This window comes from Sphingomonas sp. GW821-FHT10F09 (assembly GCF_058809195.1).
The window spans coordinates 348,197-364,507 of record NZ_JBXASI010000001.1; the positions used below are offsets into that span (position 1 = coordinate 348,197).

Here is a 16,311-nt window from a genome sequence, read left to right on the forward strand (position 1 = left end):
GAGGGTGGATGCTTTCGGGCCTATGTCGTGGATCGCGAGAGCGGGGGGGCATAAGGTCGCGATCCGTATTGCATAACACCGACCCGGCGACCCGGTTCCGCACGTTTTGCACTTTTTGCGAATCTTTTTGGCGGGTCAGTCGCGGCCCAATATCGCGATCGCGATCTCATAGGCGCCGGTCATCGGATCGTGGTGCAGCGGCGCCCGCAGCTGGCGCGACAGCCCCTCGATCACGCGGCCGTAGCGGGTCGACAGCAGCGTCTCGAGCGTCTCGCTCTCGACGAAAGCGCGCGACACGACGCGCAGCTTGGCCTTCTTGTCGTCGTCGCCCGGCTTGACCGCGACGCGGATCTGCGCGGCGGGGTCGCAGCTCATCGCCAGTTCGATCGTCTCGGTGACGAGGAAGGCGACCGCGACCGCGACGTCCTGGCTGACCAGATAGGGATCGATGTCGAGCGCGATCGACAGGCTGGTTGCGCCTTCGGGGGCGGTGGCGCGGATGTTGGAGGACAGTTCGCCGATCACCGAGCGCAGGTTGAGGCCGCGATTGTCCTCCATTTCCGCAAAGTGGTTGCGGTGGACGACCGCCAGCGCATCCACCCGGCGCTGGATCGACGCATAGGCGGCGGTGGCGTCCGGGCTGGGTGCGCCGCGCGCGTGGAAGTTGATGAGGCTGGAGATGACCTGCAGGTTGTTCTTGACGCGATGGTGGACCTCGCGCGTCAGCTTGGTCTGGCGGACCACCGCCTCGGCGAGGCCGGCCTCGTGCAGCGCGACGGTGCGGCTGATCGCACGGAAGGTGTCGCCGAGTTCGCGGATCTCCTGCGCGGGCAGCGGGCCGAGCTTGCCCGGGTCGATCACCTCGCCCGGCGTATAGGCGGCGACGCTGGCGCGCAGCAGACGCAGCGGACGGATCAACAGCCGGTCGACGATGAACCACGACAGCCCCGCCGCCGCCGCCCACATCAGCAGCGGCAGCAGCAGCGCGACGAGGAAGGACGAGGTGATCGGCGCGCTGCGGATGCTGGTGCGCAGCGCCAGTCCGCCGAGGCCGAGGTCGGTTTCGACCGTTTCGACGCGATCCAGCCGGCCGAGATCGGGGATGGTGGCGAGTTGCAGCGCCTCGTCGTCGTGGATCAGCGCGCTCGCCAGCGGCATCGCCCGGCTCGCCGGCGCCGCGAGGCGGGCAAGGAAGGCCTGCGGGAAGAAAACGCGCGCGCTAGGCCCGCGACGGGGGCCGGCGACGGTGAGGATCAGCCCCTTGTCCGGCAGCACCGTCGCGCCGACCGCGGTGCCGGTATCGAGCGGGACGGTGGCATCGAGCGGTTCGCCGCAGAGCAGGCGTCCGTTGCGATCGACGATCGAGAAGCGCGTGCCGGTGGTCGCCTGTTGCGCGAAGACGCCCTGCGCGCGGGCGCAGCTGGGCGCGTCGGCGGCATCGACCTGCAGCGCGTTCACCGCGACGCGGAGCGCGGTCATGTCGCCGATCAGCTCGATCGCGATGCTGCGCGCGCTTTCGTTGGCCGCGATACGCAACCGCGCACGCGCCTCGGCATCGGCGGTGCGGCCGGTCTGCAGCGTCGCGCCGATCGCGATGAGCGCGAGCAGCAGCAACGCAATGCTCAATGTGATGAACAGCTTGGCCCCGGTCGGCAGGCGCGACAGCGCCGACACGGGGACCATGGCCGCGCGTCGGGTGGAGGAGGCGGCGTCGAAGGTGGAGGCCATGCCCCCTGCTAGGCGAGCTTGTTCAGCAGGTCGAGCATTTCATCGGGAACGCTCTCGTCGACCGTCCGCTGATAGGCGGAGCGCAGGGCCGCGCCCATGTCGCGATCCTTGCTCTGAACCTTGGCAGGAGACTTCTTGGAAGACGTTTTCGTGACCTTGTCGCTGGGCAATTCCAACATGTCCCCCTGGTGGCCCGGCGGTCCGGGCATCGACGCAAACGCAACTTGGGGCCGCTTTCGACGAAGCGGTTTACCCAATCAATGGCCGATGAAACCAAATTCGCGTTCGTTGGTTCCATCGACGCGCGAAAATTCCGCATGTCCGAGGGGGCGGGTGGGTTCTTCGACAAACATCGTTGCAAAGCCGCGGACGCAGGCACAGATCAGGCGTCCGCTCAGAATTTCAGGGAGTGATTACCACCCATGTCGCTTGGACAGCAACTCGCACCGCATCTTCCCTTCCTGCGGCGCTACGGCCGGGCCCTGACCGGCAGCCAGCACCAGGGCGACAAATATGTCCGCGCCACGCTGGAAGCGATCGTCGCGGCGCCCGACCAGTTCCCGCGCGACGTCGATCCGCGGCTGGGCCTGTACCGCATGTTCCAGGGCATCTGGGCATCGGCCAATATCGATGGCGAGGAGCAGACGTCGCCGAACGACGCCGAGGGCACCGAGGCGGTCGCCCGCGCGCGCCTCGCCCGGATGACGCCGCTGTCGCGTCAGGCGCTGCTGCTGACCGCGATGGAGGGCTTCACGCCCGAGGACGCGGCCTATCTGATCGAGGTCGACACCAGCGAGGTCGAGAGCCTGGTCGCCGAGGCGCTGGCCGAGATCGAGAAGCAGACCCGCGCCCGCGTGCTCATCATCGAGGACGAGCCGATCATCGCGATGGATATCGAGACGATCGTCCGCGACCTGGGTCATGAGGTGACCGGTGTCGCCGTGACCCGCGACGAGGCGGTTGCGCTGGCGATGGAGGATCGTCCGGGTCTGGTGCTCGCCGATATCCAGCTGGCGGACGACAGTTCGGGCATCGACGCGGTCAAGGACATCCTTGCCGAATTCGAGGTTCCGGTGATCTTCATCACCGCCTTCCCCGAGCGCCTGCTGACCGGCGAGCGGCCCGAGCCGACCTTCCTCATCACCAAGCCGTTCCAGCGGTCGACGGTGAAGGCGGCGATCAGCCAGGCGCTGTTCTTCGACGAAGCGACGATCCCGGCGGCGATGGCCTGACCGGGCCATCGATCGGTGGCGTGATCGGGAGCCCGGCAGGGCGCCCGATCACCGCCCGGCGCAGAAAGTTACGGACCCAAAACGGACTTCGGGGGTTTGACGATCATGGCTGATCCTGACGAAACCGTGCATGTGACCACCACCGAAGCGCGTGCAGGCGCGACACCGGGCGTAACGCGCTATGTCCTTGGCATATCGCTGGTTCTCGTGATCGCGATCTTCGCCTTCCTGATCCTGCGATAACGCAGCGTCTTCCGACGCTTCACTGGCATTTGCCGGAGAGGGCTCTTATCTTGCCGTCACAGGCGGCGATGATGTCCCCGGCTTCGAACGGATTTGCATGACCCAGCCCGCTCCGCGTGACGACGATTACGAAGACGACGACGCGCCCGTAGAGCCCGTTGAACACGTTGCGCTGTCCGATCCCGAATTCAAGAAACAGCTGGCGCAGGTCATTCCGCACCTGCGCGCGTTCGGCCGTTCGCTGTCGGGCAGTCGCGACCTCGCCGACGATCTGGTGCAGGAAACGCTGTTGAAGGCATGGGCAGCGCGCCAGCGCTTCCAGGCCGGCACCAACATGCGCGCCTGGACCTTCATCATCCTGCGCAACCTGTACCTGTCGCAGATGCGACGCGCGCGCTTCAAGGGCGAGTGGGACGATCTGGTCGCCGACCGGATTCTCGCGGCCCCGGCAAGCCAGGATCGCCACGTCGAACTGGGCGACATGCAGCGCGCATTGCTGCATCTGCCGCAGCCGCAGCGCGAGGCGCTGATCCTCGTCGGTGCCGGCGGTTTCGCCTATGAGGAAGCCGCGGAAATCTGTCAGGTCGCAGTCGGCACGATCAAGAGCCGGGTCGCACGCGGCCGCGTCGCGCTGGAGAATATCCTCAACGACGGATCCTTGCCGTCGCGGCGCGAGCATGAAACCGACGTCAACAAGACGGCGCTCGACACGATCATGGGCGAAGTCGACGAACTCAGCCGCGGCCGTTGAGGCTGCCGCGGGTTCGTCAGTGCGTCACCCGGTCCAGTCGATCCAGCAACGCCCGAAGGTCGTCGGGCAGCGGCGTGTCGTTGAACACGCCGCGCAACGTGTGGCCGAGCGCATCGGTCGAGCGCGGGGTGCGCACGACGTAATCGCCGTGTTTGGCCTTCCCGGACAGATGCATTTCGATGTTCATGTCCCCTCCAACGACCGGCCGACCGAAACGTTGCGCGCGTCTTACCGTGGTATGCGGCAATGTTGCCGGACATAAGCGGCGCGCTCGCCCGGGCGCGTGCCAATGCACCCTTCCTCGCGTTGCTGCTCGATCGCGAACCGGTCCTCGCGGAGCGGCTGGCGGCGGGGCAATTCGATCCTGCCTTCACCAGCGCGACACCCGATATGCCGACGGCACGGCGGCTGCGGCTCGACCGGCGCGCGCTGGCGCTGACCGTGGCGATCGGCGACCTGTCCGGCGCGATGGACCTGACCGCGGTGACGCAGACGTTGAGCGATTTCGCCGACCGTGCGCTCGACCAGGCGATCCGCGCCGCGATCGAGGAGCGCACGCCGGGGGCCGAGCCTCGCGGGTTCGCCGCGATCGCGCTGGGCAAGCAGGGCAGCCGCGAGCTCAATTATTCCTCCGACATCGACCCGATCCTGATCTTCGATCCCCGCACCTTGCCGCACCGGCCCCGCGAGGAGCCGGAAGAGGCGGCGGTGCGGATCGGCAAGCGCGTCGTCGAACTGCTGCAGGCGCGCGACGGGGACGGCTATGTGCTGCGCGTCGACCTGCGTCTGCGCCCCTCGCCGGAGGTGACGCCGATCGCCCTGCCGGTCGAGGGCGCGATCGGTTATTACGAATCGCAGGCGCTGGCGTGGGAGCGCGCCGCTTTCATCCGCGCGCGTGCCGCGGCGGGCGATCTGGCGCTGGGGCGCTATTTCCTCGACGCGATCCGGCCGTTCGTCTGGCGGCGCGGTCTCGATTTCGGTGCGATCGGCGAGATCCGCGACCTGTCACGCCGCATCCGCGATCATTATGCGAGCGGGCAGGCGCTCGGGCACGGCTACGACCTCAAGCGCGGGCGCGGCGGTATCCGCGAGGCGGAGTTCTTCGCGCAGATCCATCAGTTGATCCATGGCGGCCGCGATCCGGCGTTGCGCGCGCCCGCGACCCGCGACGCGCTGGCGCAGCTCGCCGCCGCCGGGTGGATCGCGGAGGAACAGGCGGCGGCGCTGACCGCATCCTACACCTTGCTGCGTACGATCGAACATCGCGTCCAGATGATCGACGACCGGCAGACGCATACCCTGCCGACCGGCGACGCGCTCGATCGCGTGGCGCGGTTGCACGGCGTGGCCGACGGGGACACGCTGGTGGCGGTGCTGCGCGGCCCGGTCGAGCAAGCGGGCCGGATCTACGACGCGCTCGACGAAGGCCGCTCCGCCGGCCTGCCGCATGAGGCGGGCGCGCTGGCGCAGGCTTTGGGCGAGGCCGGCTTCGGCGACGGGGACGCAGCCGCCGCACGCATCGCCGACTGGCGGGCGGGCCGCTATCCGGCGTTGCGCAGCCCCGCCGCGCGCGCGGCGCTGGAGGCGGTATTGCCCGTGCTGATGCCGGCGCTGGCCGGCGCGCCCGATCCGGCGGCGGCGCTGCTGCGGCTCGACCGGCTGCTCGAACGCTTGTCGAGCGCGATCAACATCCTGCGCCTGCTCGAGGCGCGGCCGGGTCTGGCAAACCTGCTGGCGACGATCCTCAGCCATGCCGCGCCGCTCGCCGATGCGCTCGCCGTCCGGCCCGAGCTGATCGACTGGCTGATCGATGCCAGCGCGTTCGAACCGCTCGGCAGCGTGGCCGATCTGGCGGTGGAGATGCGCGGCGACGGCGGCGATTATCAGGCGCTGCTCGACCATGTCCGCCGCTGCGTCGGCGAGAAACGGTTCGCGCTGGGATCCCAAGTGGTCGCCGGCGCCGCCGATCCGCTCGATGCCGCGGCGGGCTATGCGCGGCTGGCGGAGGCGGCGATCGCGGTGCTGGCGGCGGCGACGATCGCCGGCTTCGCAGAGGTGCACGGCCGGGTGGCGGACAGCGAGCTGGTCATCCTCGCCTTCGGCCGGCTCGGCGGCGGCGCGCTGACCCATGCGAGCGACCTCGACCTCGTCTATCTGTTCACCGGCAGCTTCAGCGCGGAATCGGACGGGGCGAAGCCGTTGGGCGCGACGCTCTATTACAACCGGCTGGCGCAGCGGATCACCGCGGCGCTGTCGGTCGCGACCGCGGCGGGGCCGCTCTATCAGGTCGATACGCGGTTGCGCCCGTCGGGGACGCAGGGGCCGTTGGTCGTCTCGCTCGAATCCTTCGCCCGCTACCAGCGCGAGGAGGCATGGACGTGGGAGCATATGGCGCTGACCCGCGCGCGGCCGGTGTTCGGCTCGGCGGGGGCGCGCGCGGCGGCGGCAGCGGTGATCGCCGGGGTGCTGGACGGCGCCCGCCCGGATCGTGACCTCGCCGGCGAGGCGGCGGGGATGCGTGCCGACATGGCGCGGCACAAGCCGCCGGCGGGGCCGCTCGATGCGAAGCTGCTGCCGGGCGGGCTGGTCGACCTCGAATTCGCCGTCCACCTGACGCAATTGCGCCATCGCACCGGCTTCGCCCCGCATCTCGCCACCGCGATCGCGGCGCTGGTCGATGCGGGACTGCTGCCGCCGGGGCTGGCGGCGGCGCACGATCTGCTCACCCGCCTGCTGGTGACGCTGCGTCTGGTCGCTCCCGATGCCGCCGAGCCGCCGCCGGCGACGCGGGCGCTGATCGCGCAGGTGCTGCGGCGTGACGACTGGGATGCGGTGCTTGCCGCCTTCGCGACGACGCGGCAGGAGGTCGAGGCGGCCTGGGCCGGTATGACAGGAGAGACGAATGGATGACGGTGCGACGATCCCCGCGGTGACGGTCACCGCGCCCGACGGCACGCCGATCCGGCTGACCGATATGGTGCTGCCGGCGGTCGTCTATTTCTACCCCAAGGACGATACGTCGGGTTGCACGCGCGAGGCGCAGGACTTTTCCGCGCTCTCGGACGATTTCGCCGCGGCGGGCACCAGCGTGATCGGGATCAGCAAGGACCCGCCCGCCAGCCACGGCAAGTTCATCGCCAAGCACGGCCTCACCGTCGGCCTCGCCAGCGACGAGGACGGCAGCGCCTGCGACGCCTTCGGGGTCTGGGGCGAGAAGCAGATGTACGGCAAGACCTATATGGGGATCGAGCGCGCGACCTTCCTGTTCGGCGCCGACGGCCGGCTGGCGAAGGCATGGCGCAAGGTGCGCGTGCCCGGCCACGCCGCCGCGGTGCTGGAGGCGGTGCACGCGCTGTAGCGCCCGGGGGACGTCCGCCGGGGCGGGGATCAGCCGCCCAGGACGATCGTCCCCTTGGCGGTATCGCCGCCGCTGCCGTCGAATTCGAGGCGGAAGGGCTTGTTCTCGTCGGTGGTGCCGGTGAGGCCGCGGCCGTCCTGCTTCAGCGTGAAGCCCGCCTTGGCGAGCCGCTCCTGGAACCAGCCGCGGACCTGTTCCGCGCTGGCCGGGCTGGTGAAGCCGAGCCGCAGCCCGCCGTCGCGCCCCGCGGTCGCGACGTTGACCGTGTCGATCGTCGATCCCGGGTAGAGGCGCACGCCGTTGAGGTCGAAATCGGTCGCGTCGAGCTGGACCTTGGGCAGCTTGAACTGGCCCGAGAAGCCCGGCACGTCGACCTTCACCTCGCCCGATGTCGCGTCGATCGAGCCGAGCGCGTTGCCGCCGTCGGCGTTGATCGACACCGACGTGCCGTCGCCCGAACGGTCGCAGGCGGCGAGCGGCAGCGCCAGCGTGGCGGCGAGGAGGAGCAGGCGCGTCATCGGCTTATCCCTTGTGTGTTGACGGTACAATACACGTAGGCGCGCGTGCCGGCCGGTTCAAGCGGGGTTCCGGAGGCGGCCCGATGCCGGTAGGGGAGGGCCATCGTGACGACCATGCCCAAATCCACCATACCGGTCGACGCCGGTACCGATCCCGACGTCGCCCCCGGCCCCGCCGGTGCGCCGATCGGTTTCGCCGAATTCGTCGCATTGGTCGCCGCGCTGATGTCGCTGGCGGCGCTGGGCATCGATTCGATGCTGCCCGCGCTGCCCGCGATCGGCACCGCGCTGGGCATCGCGACCGAGAACCAGCGCCAGTTCATCATCACCGCCTTCGTCCTCGGCTTCGGCATCGCGCAACTCGCGCACGGGCCGCTGGCGGATCGTTTCGGCCGGCGCACGGTGCTGCTGTGGGCGATCGGCGGCTATGCGATCGCCAACGTTGCCTGCGCGATCTCGGCGAGCTTCACGCTGCTGCTCGCCGCGCGCGTGTTCGGCGGCGCGATGGTCGCCGCGACGCGCGTCGCGACGGTGGCGATGGTGCGCGACTGCTATCACGGCCGGCCGATGGCGCGGGTGATGTCGATCGCCTTCATGGTGTTCATGATCGTGCCGGTGCTCGCCCCCGCCTTCGGCCAGACGGTGCTGCTGTTCGCCAACTGGCGCGGCATCTTCTGGGTGGTCGGCGCGCTCAGCATGGGCATCTGGACGTGGTTCTTCGTGCGGATGCCCGAAACGCTCCACGTCGATGCGCAGCAGCCGCTGTCGGTCGCGCGGATCGTGGCGGGGTGGAAGCAGACGCTGGGCGACCGCTGGTCGCTGGGCTACACGCTCGCCTCGACCTCGCTGATGGGCGCCCTCTACGGCTATCTCAATTCGGTCCAGCAGATCATGTTCGACACGTTCGAGAAGCCGAAGCTGCTCGCGGTGATGTTCGCGCTGACCGCGATGCTGATGGCCGCCGCCAACCTCACCAACGCACGCCTCGTGATGCGGCTCGGCACGCGGCTCATCAGCCACAGCGCGGTGACTGCGCTCGTGGTGCTGAGCGCGATCCATCTCGCCATCGCGCTCGCCGGTTACGAGACATTGGTCGGCTTCGTCGTGCTGCAGGCGCTGACGATGGGCTGTTTCGGTCTCGCCACCTCCAATTTCTCGTCGATGGCGATGGAGAATATGGGCGGGATCGCCGGCACCGCGTCGAGCGTGCAGGGCTTCACCAGCGTCACCTTCGGCGCGGTCATCGGCGTCGTCATCGGCCAGGCGTTCGACGGCAGCACCGCGCCGCTCGCCGCGGGCTTCCTGATCTGCGGCACGGTCGCGCTTGCCGTCGTGCTGGTGACCGAGCGCGGTCGCCTGTTCCGGTCGGCCTGACGCAAGCCCGCGGAACCGCCGTCCCCGTCCCGCCGTTCGCACTTCACACATATGGAGGTTGCAATGGGTGGACATCAGGTCATGGGCCATGGATCGGGCGACGACGGCTACGACGAGGAAGGCTATGACGAGAGCCAGCGCGCCGAGATCCTCGAGGCGACGCGCAACGGCCCCAGCGACGGCATCGTCCTGACCGATCTCGACCCCGACCTCGGCGACGACGACGCCGAAGAGGAATCGATCGACGACCTCGACATGGATTCGACCGAGGTCGGCGAAAGCGACGCCAGCGTCACCATGGACGAAGAGGACATGGACGAGGATGACGCGCAGGACGATTTCGACGCCGGCACCGGTGCCGACGATGCGGACGTGACCGACGCGGACGACGTCGCCCTGCGGCCCTGATCCCGTGCCGCCGGCCGGGGGACGATCCCCGGCCGGCGGGCGGAACGATGCGGCAGGGGCGGCGTTCGTGCTGCCTTCCTGTGTATCGGAACGGCCCCATGCGTATCTCTCGATCCCTTATCCTGCCGCCGGTCTGCCTCGGCCTGATGCTCGCTGCGGCGGGCTGCTCCGGTTCGGACGAGCGCAGCACGAACAGCGTCGACGTCGCGGCGGCGGCCTCGCAGGCGCAGTCCGACATCGCCAATTACGCCGCCGCGCCGCCGCACGGGCAGGTTGTGCCGACGCCCGCCCCCTCCGCCACGCTGGTCGCCGCACCCGCAGCCACCGCGGCACCGCTCCCGGATGACGCCGCGCCCGAAGCGGTCGTCCGGCGCTACACCGATGCGCTCGCCGCCCGTCGCTACGACGAGGCATGGGCCTTGTGGGATGAGGATGGTCAGGCGTCCGGCATGACGCAGGCGGCATTCGCGGCGAGCTTCGCCAAATATGCCAGCTATCGCGCCACGATCGGCACGCCGTTCGATGCGGATGCCGGCGCCGGCCAGCGCTATATCACGGTGCCGGTCACCGTCACCGGCACGCTGACCTCGGGCGGCCCGTTCCGGCTGGAGGGACCGGTCGTGCTGCACAAGGCGGCGGCCGGCATCGAGAGCGACGATCCGCATGCGCAGGCGTGGCGCATTCGCAGCAGCGAGATGAAACCGCGGCCCTCATCGTCCCGGATGGCGGAGCGCTGATCCACGCAATTCCGCCACTTCGTTCATCGGGGCGACAGGAAGTGTTGCGTGAACGCAACAGTTTCAGGGCATCGGTCCAAATGCGACAATGCGGTGCAACAAAGCCGTAATCCTGGTGTTTGGACGGGCCTGGGTTGATCGACGATGCGTCGTCGCGGCCCGAGTTGAGGCAATACAAGGTAATCACACATGCGTAAGCTCGCCCTCGCGGCCGCCGTTGCGGCCGCGTCCTTTGCCGTCCCCGCCTTCGCGCAGGACATGTCGACCACCGGCACGACCGACACCACCGTCGCCACCGATGCGCAGGTCGACACCGCCCCCAGGGCACCGGATGGCACCCGCGCGTTCGGTATCGAGCCGTACGTCGCCGTGATGGGCGGCTGGGAGCAGTTCGACCGTGAAGCGGTCGCCGGCATCCCTGCGCAGCCGCGCGGCTACAAGCTGGACGGCGCGCTGGTCGAAGGCATCGTCGGCGTCAACGTGCCGCTCGGCCCCGTCTTCGTCGGTGCCGAAGGTTCGGTCGCCAAGGGCGTGTCGGGCGACATCGACTGGCAGTATGGCGCCTATGGCCGCTTCGGCTTCCGCGCCGGCGACAGCGGCCTGTTCTACGGCAAGGTCGGCTACCGCTGGAACAACTTCGACAAGTTCGCTCCGGGCGTCGCCGGCGACCTGAACCGCGATTACCACGCGACCGTCTATGGCATCGGCGCCGAGATCGGCCCGAAGGACATCGGCCTGGGCGGCATCACCGGCAATTCCGGCCTGCGCCTGCGCATGGAGGTTTCGACCTTCGACGACGCGAACAGCTTCCGCCCGATGGCGGGTGTGGTCGCGCACTTCTAAGTCCCCCAACCGGGCAAGAGGTGAGGGCGGGTCTGCTTCGGCAGGCCCGCCCTTTGCCGTTCAAGCGGCGGAGCGCGTTCCTATATCCTGCGGCATGGTCGGACGGGTGAAGCGCAAGGCGGGACTGGCGGAGGCGGCGGCACGGGCGGCGCGCGAGGTCGCGATCCCGCCATGCCCGGTCTGCGAGCGACCGCTGGGGACGAAGGTGGAATGGCATCATCTGGTGCCCAAGGCGGAGGGCGGGCGGATCACCGCCGCGGTCCACCCCATCTGCCACCGCACCGTCCATGCGCTGATCCCCAACGCCGAGCTTGCGCGGACCTATGCCGATCCGGCGGCGCTGCGCGCGCATCCGGGCATCGCGCGCTTCGCGGCATGGATCGCGGACAAGCCCGCGGACTTCACCGTGCCGGTCCGCCGCCGACGATAATCGTCCCCGATTCGTTCCGGTCATTGATCCTTCAGTCTTTTATGTCCATGCCGGTCCCATGGAGTATGTCTTTGATTTTGCTCGCGCGATCAGCGGCGGGGCGTCGGGTCGCGGGCGGCGGCGACAGGGCGCGGGTGCATGGGCGCAGCTGCGGATCGCGATCCTGGGGGTGATGCTCGGGCTGGCCATACCATCGCTGCGCGGCACCGACTGGCAGGCGCTGCTGCCGGCAGGGATGACGGTCGAGCTGCCCCGCCCCGGCCGGGTGACATGGCCCGCGGGCGCGATCGCGCTGCCGCCGCTGCCCGCCGGCCTGTCGGTGCCGCCGCTGCCGCGCACCGCGCCGGCGGGCCCGACGGACGGAGCAGACGGAACGGCCGGGGTGGGCGGAACGGCCGGGGCGGTGACGGCGCAGTTCGCGCGCTGCCGCCGCGGCCATGCCGGCGATTGCGTCGTCGACGGCGACACCTTCAAACTCGCCGGCGAGACGATCCGCATCGCCGATATCGACACGCCGGAGACGCATCCGCCGCGCTGCGCGCGCGAGGCGCGGCTCGGTGAGCGCGCGACCGTGCGGATGCAGGAGCTGCTCAACGCCGGCCCGGTGACGATCGCACCCTATAAGCGCCCGCACGACCGCTATGGCCGGCGGCTGGCGCTGGTGACGCGCGACGGGGCATCGCTCGGCGAGCGGCTGGTCGCGGAAGGGCTCGCGCGCCGCTACGACGGCGGCCACCGCCGCGGCTGGTGCGGCTGGACCTGAGCGGCGGCGGACCGCGGCAACAAGGACAGGATGAATAGCTGACGCGAGCGATCCTCCCCGATCGTTTCCATTCCTGTGACGATCACGAGCAGCCGTGCGGCGCCCCGCCGGGGCGACGCCGCGGCGTGCAGGACCGCCAGATCGTGGCGGGGCTGGTGTCGGACGGCAAAAGCGGCGCCGTGGACCGGGGGGCCGATCCTATTCGTCGATGACGTTGGCCAGCGCGCGCAGGTCGGCGGCGTTGACGGCGTCGCTATCGGCATCCGTCAGCGCGGCGGCATTGTCCGTGCCGCCCGGTGCCGATCCGGCGACGTCATAGGCGAGCCACAGGATACCCCCGGCCCAGAGCAACGCCGTCCAGCGGCTGCGGAAGAGGCGCGGGGAGAGGAGCATGCCGGCGGCAGCATGGCGCAACCGGTCTTGCCGCCGGGTTAGCCGGGACGGTTAACCGCGCTTGACGGTCGGCGGCAAACGTGATGACATACCATCACATAGCCAGGAGATATCCGATGCCACGTCCGCGTGCTTTCTCCCCCGCCCGTCGTTTCGCCGGATCGCCGGCGTTCGAGGAGCCGCTATCGGAGCTGAACATCACGCCGCTGATCGACGTGATGCTGGTGTTGCTGGTGATGATGATCCTGACGCTGCCGACGGTGCTGCACAAGGTCGCGGTCGACCTGCCGCAGGGCAGCGCGCCGCCCGCCGAAACGGTGACGCACCCTCTGGTGCTGGCGCGGAACGGCACGGTGACGCTGGATGGTCGTGCGCTGACCGATGCGGCGATGCCGGCACGGTTCGGGGCGCTGCGCGCCGACCCCGCCGCCCTGCTGGTGATGCGCACCGCCCCGGAGGCGCGCTACGACCGCTTCGACGCCGTGCTCGCCGAGGTGAAGCGCGCGGGGATCACGCGGCTGGGGTTTGCGGGGAATGAGGCGATGGTGGAGTGAAGGTTATCCTGACGCCAGCTTCTTAGCGCCTTTTCGATCGACTTCAAATTCGATGCCAGTCGTTCCTATTTTCGCTCTGGCTGTCGCGTCAAAGAGTGCAGCAAATGCTTGCAGCGACTTAGATTCATTCTCTTCATTGTAAGAGGTTGCAAAAAGATCACGGCAAACACTCTGTAGCCATTGACTAGGAACGTCACTTTTTTCTGCGCTATTCATCTGCAGTATGGTTTCGACAATCCAACTGGCTCGGTCCATATCAAAAGCGTATCGCTGTATTGATTGTTCATAGTCCCTAGTCGCGACTGCTGAGCTCTTTAACCCGGCCAGTCCGGACCAAATAAAGGCTGCTCCTGCCGCACCTGCGGAAAATGCCTTTATCAGTCTCGCCCACAGTAGTACTGTGTAAGAAGTCCCTAAATTCTGGCTATTCGTAGATAGAAAGACTGATAGTGCTAAAAAAATAAGGCCAGCTATCAAGTAAAAATAATAAGAGCGCCGTTCGATAACGCCGGTTTGAAGACGAGGTTCTGCGATTGAGGATTGTAAGCGAAGAGTTAAGTGCTCGCGAAGACGTCTTCTCTCGTGTTGAGGTTCGCGGTCATTAAGCTCGTCGCGACGATTTTGGAGTTCGGTTTCCCGTTCGGCGAGGTATTGTTCCCGCTGAGATTGTATTTCATCAAGAGATTGTTGTCTTGCTAAAAATAGCCTGTCCGATTCTTGGCGGGCTTCTGCTAGGCCTCGCGTCATATCCAAGTTGAGCGAGCGAAGGTCTGCTATTTGGCTCGCGGTGGCATCGCTGACATTGGCCGCGCCCTCAATCTGTCCGACATGGGTCGAATCGACAGCATAGGAGTTTACAATACGTAGTATTGCAAACACGGTTTCTCTCTCCAGCGTATCTGGAGGAGCGGGTCGAGGATTGCCATAATTTGGTTCTGATCTTGCCTGCAAGAAGGCAAGTTCATCGAAATAGGTGTCAGGCAAGGTGGCGTTATATCCGCCCACGTATGGGTTGCTTTTCCATGTTTCAGGATCAACGACACCCCGGTGGAACGCGACTTTCTCTCTGACCGTGCCCGGGAAAGACACGGTCATTGTCTGAATAAGTTGGTCCTTACTGTTCAGAAGGGACTTCGTAAATTTTGTGTTCTTATTAATCTTGGCTGATTGCCCGGCCGGGTATTCGATCATCGCCTCACTATCAGGCAGTAGATCGATGATCTGCTTGGCTATATGATGAAGATCACCATCTTTTAGCTTGCCGGTGCGGACAATAGCGCTCGTCATACTTATTCAGCCGCCACGCCAGCGCGCGAGAACATGTCGCCGCTTTCCAGCAGCCCCAGATCCTGCTCGGTCGGGCGGATGATCTTCGCCTTCTGGCGCTTGTCGAACGAATCCCAGACGTCGTTCCACTGGCCCTTGGTCGCGGCCTTCGAATATTCGGTGGCGCGCTGTTCGAAGAAGTTGGCGTGCTCGACGCCGTTCAGCATCGGCGCGAGCCACGGCAGCGGGTGTTCGTCGATCATGTAGATCGGCTTCAGGCCCAATTGCCCCATCCGCCAGTCGGCGATGTAGCGGATGTACTTCTTGATCTCCTTGGGCGTCATGCCGTTGACCGGGCCCATCTCGAACGCGAGGTCGATGAAATTGTCCTCGAGCCGGATCGTGGTCTGGCAGACGTCGGCGATGTCGTCCTTCACCGCCTTGGTCAGGCACTGGCGCTCCTGACAGAAGGTGTGGAACATCTTGATGATGCCCTCGCAATGCAGGCTCTCGTCGCGGATCGACCAGGTGACGATCTGGCCCATGCCCTTCATCTTGTTGAAGCGCGGGAAGTTCATCAGCATCGCGAAGCTGGCGAACAGCTGCACGCCTTCGGTGAAGCCGCCGAACATGGCGAGCGTGCGGGCGATGTCCTGATCGTTGTCGACGCCGAAGTTCTGCATGTAATCATGCTTTTCCTTCATCTCGGCATATTCGAGGAAGGCGCCATATTCGCTCTCGGGCATGCCGATCGTGTCGAGCAGATGGCTGTAGGCGGCGATGTGCACCGTCTCCATGTTGCTGAACGCGGTCAGCATCATCTTGATCTCGGTCGGCTTGAACACGCGGCCGTATTTCTCGTGGTAGCAATCCTGCACCTCGACGTCCGCCTGCGTGAAGAAGCGGAAGATCTGGGTGAGCAGGTTGCGCTCGTGATCGGTCAGCTTCTGCGCCCAGTCGCGGCAATCCTCGCCCAAGGGCACCTCTTCGGGGAGCCAGTGGAGCTGCTGCTGACGCTTCCAGAATTCGAACGCCCAGGGATATTCGAACGGCTTGTACTGCTTGGAGGCTGCGAGAAGGGACATTGGGGGTACTCCGACGGGATTTCAGGAAAGGGGGGAGGCGGGGACGCTCCACTGCCACATGGCATGGGCGGAAAAGGCGAGGACGATGGCGAGGCTGACCGCCATGATGCCCGCCATGCGATAGACGTAGACGCGCGCGGGCGGCTGGGCATGGCGCAATTGCAGCAGCATCCACGCGCCGGCAAGGCCGAACACCGCGGCGACCGCGAACATGATGAGGCTTTGCAACGGCATCAGCGGCGCATCCCGGTGGCGGCGGATGCATCCAATTGCCGGGCGGCTCGTTGCACATCCGAACCCATCACAGGAGACGAACGATGCACGATCACAGCAACATCAAGGAGCATATGACGGTCATCGGCGCGGACGGCGTGCATGTCGGCACGGTCGACCATGTCGACGGCGAGCGCATCAAGCTGACCAAGAACGATTCGCCGAGCACGCAGGACGGGACGGGCGGCAAGCACCATTACCTCCCCGCCGGCCTGGTCGCCGAGATCGAGGGCGACACGGTGCGCCTCTCGGCCACGGCGGCGAATGCCGTGGACATGTTCGAAGAGGCCGAGTGAGACGCGGGCGGCCCGGGGCTGCTCCGGCAATCCCGGGACCCGCCGCGGCGTGCAGCGGA

At 67.2% G+C, this 16,311-nt stretch carries 21 protein-coding genes; 13 read left to right on the forward strand and 8 right to left on the reverse strand.

The genetic code is table 11. The annotated features are described in order from the left end of the window. Positions 1-135: 135 nt before the first annotated feature. The gene (locus tag AC1RTO_RS01555; protein ID WP_493160307.1) at positions 136-1,683 is read right to left on the reverse strand and encodes a sensor histidine kinase; all 1,548 of its coding nucleotides are present in this window, start codon (positions 1,681-1,683) and stop codon (positions 136-138) included. A gap of 53 nt (positions 1,684-1,736) precedes the next feature. Continuing rightward, positions 1,737-1,907: a NepR family anti-sigma factor gene (locus AC1RTO_RS01560; protein WP_293876663.1), complete on the reverse strand. Its 171-nt coding sequence runs from the start codon at positions 1,905-1,907 to the stop codon at positions 1,737-1,739. A gap of 243 nt (positions 1,908-2,150) precedes the next feature. Between AC1RTO_RS01560 and AC1RTO_RS01565 the strand changes: the two genes are divergently transcribed. From AC1RTO_RS01565 to AC1RTO_RS01575, 3 genes are all read left to right on the forward strand, one after another. Next, positions 2,151-2,960, forward strand: coding sequence for a response regulator (locus tag AC1RTO_RS01565; RefSeq protein ID WP_493159207.1), 810 nt, complete (start codon positions 2,151-2,153; stop codon positions 2,958-2,960). Positions 2,961-3,065: 105 nt separating this feature from the next. Next, the gene (locus AC1RTO_RS01570; protein ID WP_293876667.1) at positions 3,066-3,203 is read left to right on the forward strand and encodes a hypothetical protein; all 138 of its coding nucleotides are present in this window, start codon (positions 3,066-3,068) and stop codon (positions 3,201-3,203) included. Positions 3,204-3,300: 97 nt separating this feature from the next. After that, a complete protein-coding gene (locus AC1RTO_RS01575; RefSeq protein ID WP_493159208.1) occupies positions 3,301-3,954 on the forward strand; it encodes a sigma-70 family RNA polymerase sigma factor in 654 nt (217 codons plus the stop codon). 16 nt (positions 3,955-3,970) lie between these two features. Here the strand turns inward: AC1RTO_RS01575 and AC1RTO_RS01580 are convergent, their stop codons facing one another. Further along, positions 3,971-4,141, reverse strand: a complete 171-nt coding sequence (locus AC1RTO_RS01580; protein WP_493159209.1) for a hypothetical protein — start codon at positions 4,139-4,141, stop codon at positions 3,971-3,973. A gap of 59 nt (positions 4,142-4,200) precedes the next feature. Here AC1RTO_RS01580 and AC1RTO_RS01585 point away from each other — a divergent pair, with 59 nt between their 5' ends. Together AC1RTO_RS01585 and AC1RTO_RS01590 are read left to right on the forward strand one after the other, a co-directional pair. Beyond that, on the forward strand, positions 4,201-6,864 hold the full coding sequence (locus AC1RTO_RS01585) for a [protein-PII] uridylyltransferase family protein (RefSeq protein WP_493159210.1): 2,664 nt from the start codon (positions 4,201-4,203) through the stop codon (positions 6,862-6,864). Then, on the forward strand, positions 6,857-7,312 hold the full coding sequence (locus AC1RTO_RS01590) for a peroxiredoxin (RefSeq protein WP_493159211.1): 456 nt from the start codon (positions 6,857-6,859) through the stop codon (positions 7,310-7,312). Before AC1RTO_RS01585 ends, AC1RTO_RS01590 begins: the two co-directional genes overlap by 8 nt. Positions 7,313-7,341: 29 nt before the next feature. On the opposite strand, the gene AC1RTO_RS01595 is transcribed toward AC1RTO_RS01590, so the two are convergent. Next, on the reverse strand, positions 7,342-7,830 hold the full coding sequence (locus AC1RTO_RS01595; RefSeq protein ID WP_493159212.1) for a hypothetical protein: 489 nt from the start codon (positions 7,828-7,830) through the stop codon (positions 7,342-7,344). Positions 7,831-7,944: 114 nt separating this feature from the next. Here AC1RTO_RS01595 and AC1RTO_RS01600 point away from each other — a divergent pair, with 114 nt between their 5' ends. The 6 genes from AC1RTO_RS01600 to AC1RTO_RS01625 all read left to right on the forward strand — a co-directional run bounded on the left by AC1RTO_RS01600 (position 7,945) and on the right by AC1RTO_RS01625 (position 12,385). Further along, positions 7,945-9,204 (forward strand): multidrug effflux MFS transporter, encoded by a 1,260-nt coding sequence (locus tag AC1RTO_RS01600; RefSeq protein ID WP_493159213.1) that lies wholly within the window; start codon positions 7,945-7,947, stop codon positions 9,202-9,204. Positions 9,205-9,267: 63 nt separating this feature from the next. Next, a complete protein-coding gene (locus tag AC1RTO_RS01605; protein WP_493159214.1) occupies positions 9,268-9,612 on the forward strand; it encodes a DNA primase in 345 nt (114 codons plus the stop codon). Positions 9,613-9,710: 98 nt separating this feature from the next. Continuing rightward, positions 9,711-10,349 (forward strand): hypothetical protein, encoded by a 639-nt coding sequence (locus AC1RTO_RS01610; protein ID WP_493159215.1) that lies wholly within the window; start codon positions 9,711-9,713, stop codon positions 10,347-10,349. A 189-nt stretch (positions 10,350-10,538) separates the two neighbouring features. Next, positions 10,539-11,192, forward strand: coding sequence for an opacity protein (locus AC1RTO_RS01615; protein WP_493159216.1), 654 nt, complete (start codon positions 10,539-10,541; stop codon positions 11,190-11,192). A 94-nt stretch (positions 11,193-11,286) separates the two neighbouring features. After that, entirely contained in the window at positions 11,287-11,622 is a 336-nt protein-coding gene (locus AC1RTO_RS01620) for an HNH endonuclease family protein (protein ID WP_493159217.1), read from the forward strand. 58 nt (positions 11,623-11,680) lie between these two features. Then, positions 11,681-12,385 (forward strand): thermonuclease family protein, encoded by a 705-nt coding sequence (locus AC1RTO_RS01625; protein WP_493159218.1) that lies wholly within the window; start codon positions 11,681-11,683, stop codon positions 12,383-12,385. Between the two features lie 198 nt (positions 12,386-12,583). Here AC1RTO_RS01625 and AC1RTO_RS01630 read toward each other — a convergent pair whose 3' ends face one another. Next, on the reverse strand, positions 12,584-12,778 hold the full coding sequence (locus tag AC1RTO_RS01630) for a hypothetical protein (protein WP_493159219.1): 195 nt from the start codon (positions 12,776-12,778) through the stop codon (positions 12,584-12,586). Between the two features lie 116 nt (positions 12,779-12,894). Here AC1RTO_RS01630 and AC1RTO_RS01635 point away from each other — a divergent pair, with 116 nt between their 5' ends. After that, positions 12,895-13,332: an ExbD/TolR family protein gene (locus AC1RTO_RS01635; protein WP_493159220.1), complete on the forward strand. Its 438-nt coding sequence runs from the start codon at positions 12,895-12,897 to the stop codon at positions 13,330-13,332. A gap of 3 nt (positions 13,333-13,335) precedes the next feature. On the opposite strand, the gene AC1RTO_RS01640 is transcribed toward AC1RTO_RS01635, so the two are convergent. Genes AC1RTO_RS01640 through AC1RTO_RS01650 form a run of 3 tightly spaced genes read right to left on the reverse strand, consistent with a single transcriptional unit; the run spans position 13,336 to position 15,917 of the window. Beyond that, a complete protein-coding gene (locus AC1RTO_RS01640) occupies positions 13,336-14,619 on the reverse strand; it encodes a hypothetical protein (protein ID WP_493159221.1) in 1,284 nt (427 codons plus the stop codon). 2 nt (positions 14,620-14,621) lie between these two features. Beyond that, positions 14,622-15,683 (reverse strand): ribonucleotide-diphosphate reductase subunit beta, encoded by a 1,062-nt coding sequence (locus tag AC1RTO_RS01645; RefSeq protein ID WP_493159222.1) that lies wholly within the window; start codon positions 15,681-15,683, stop codon positions 14,622-14,624. Positions 15,684-15,704: 21 nt separating this feature from the next. Next, positions 15,705-15,917, reverse strand: coding sequence for a hypothetical protein (locus AC1RTO_RS01650; RefSeq protein ID WP_293876699.1), 213 nt, complete (start codon positions 15,915-15,917; stop codon positions 15,705-15,707). 83 nt (positions 15,918-16,000) lie between these two features. Between AC1RTO_RS01650 and AC1RTO_RS01655 the strand changes: the two genes are divergently transcribed. Continuing rightward, positions 16,001-16,252 (forward strand): DUF2171 domain-containing protein, encoded by a 252-nt coding sequence (locus AC1RTO_RS01655; protein WP_293876701.1) that lies wholly within the window; start codon positions 16,001-16,003, stop codon positions 16,250-16,252. Positions 16,253-16,311: the final 59 nt, after the last annotated feature.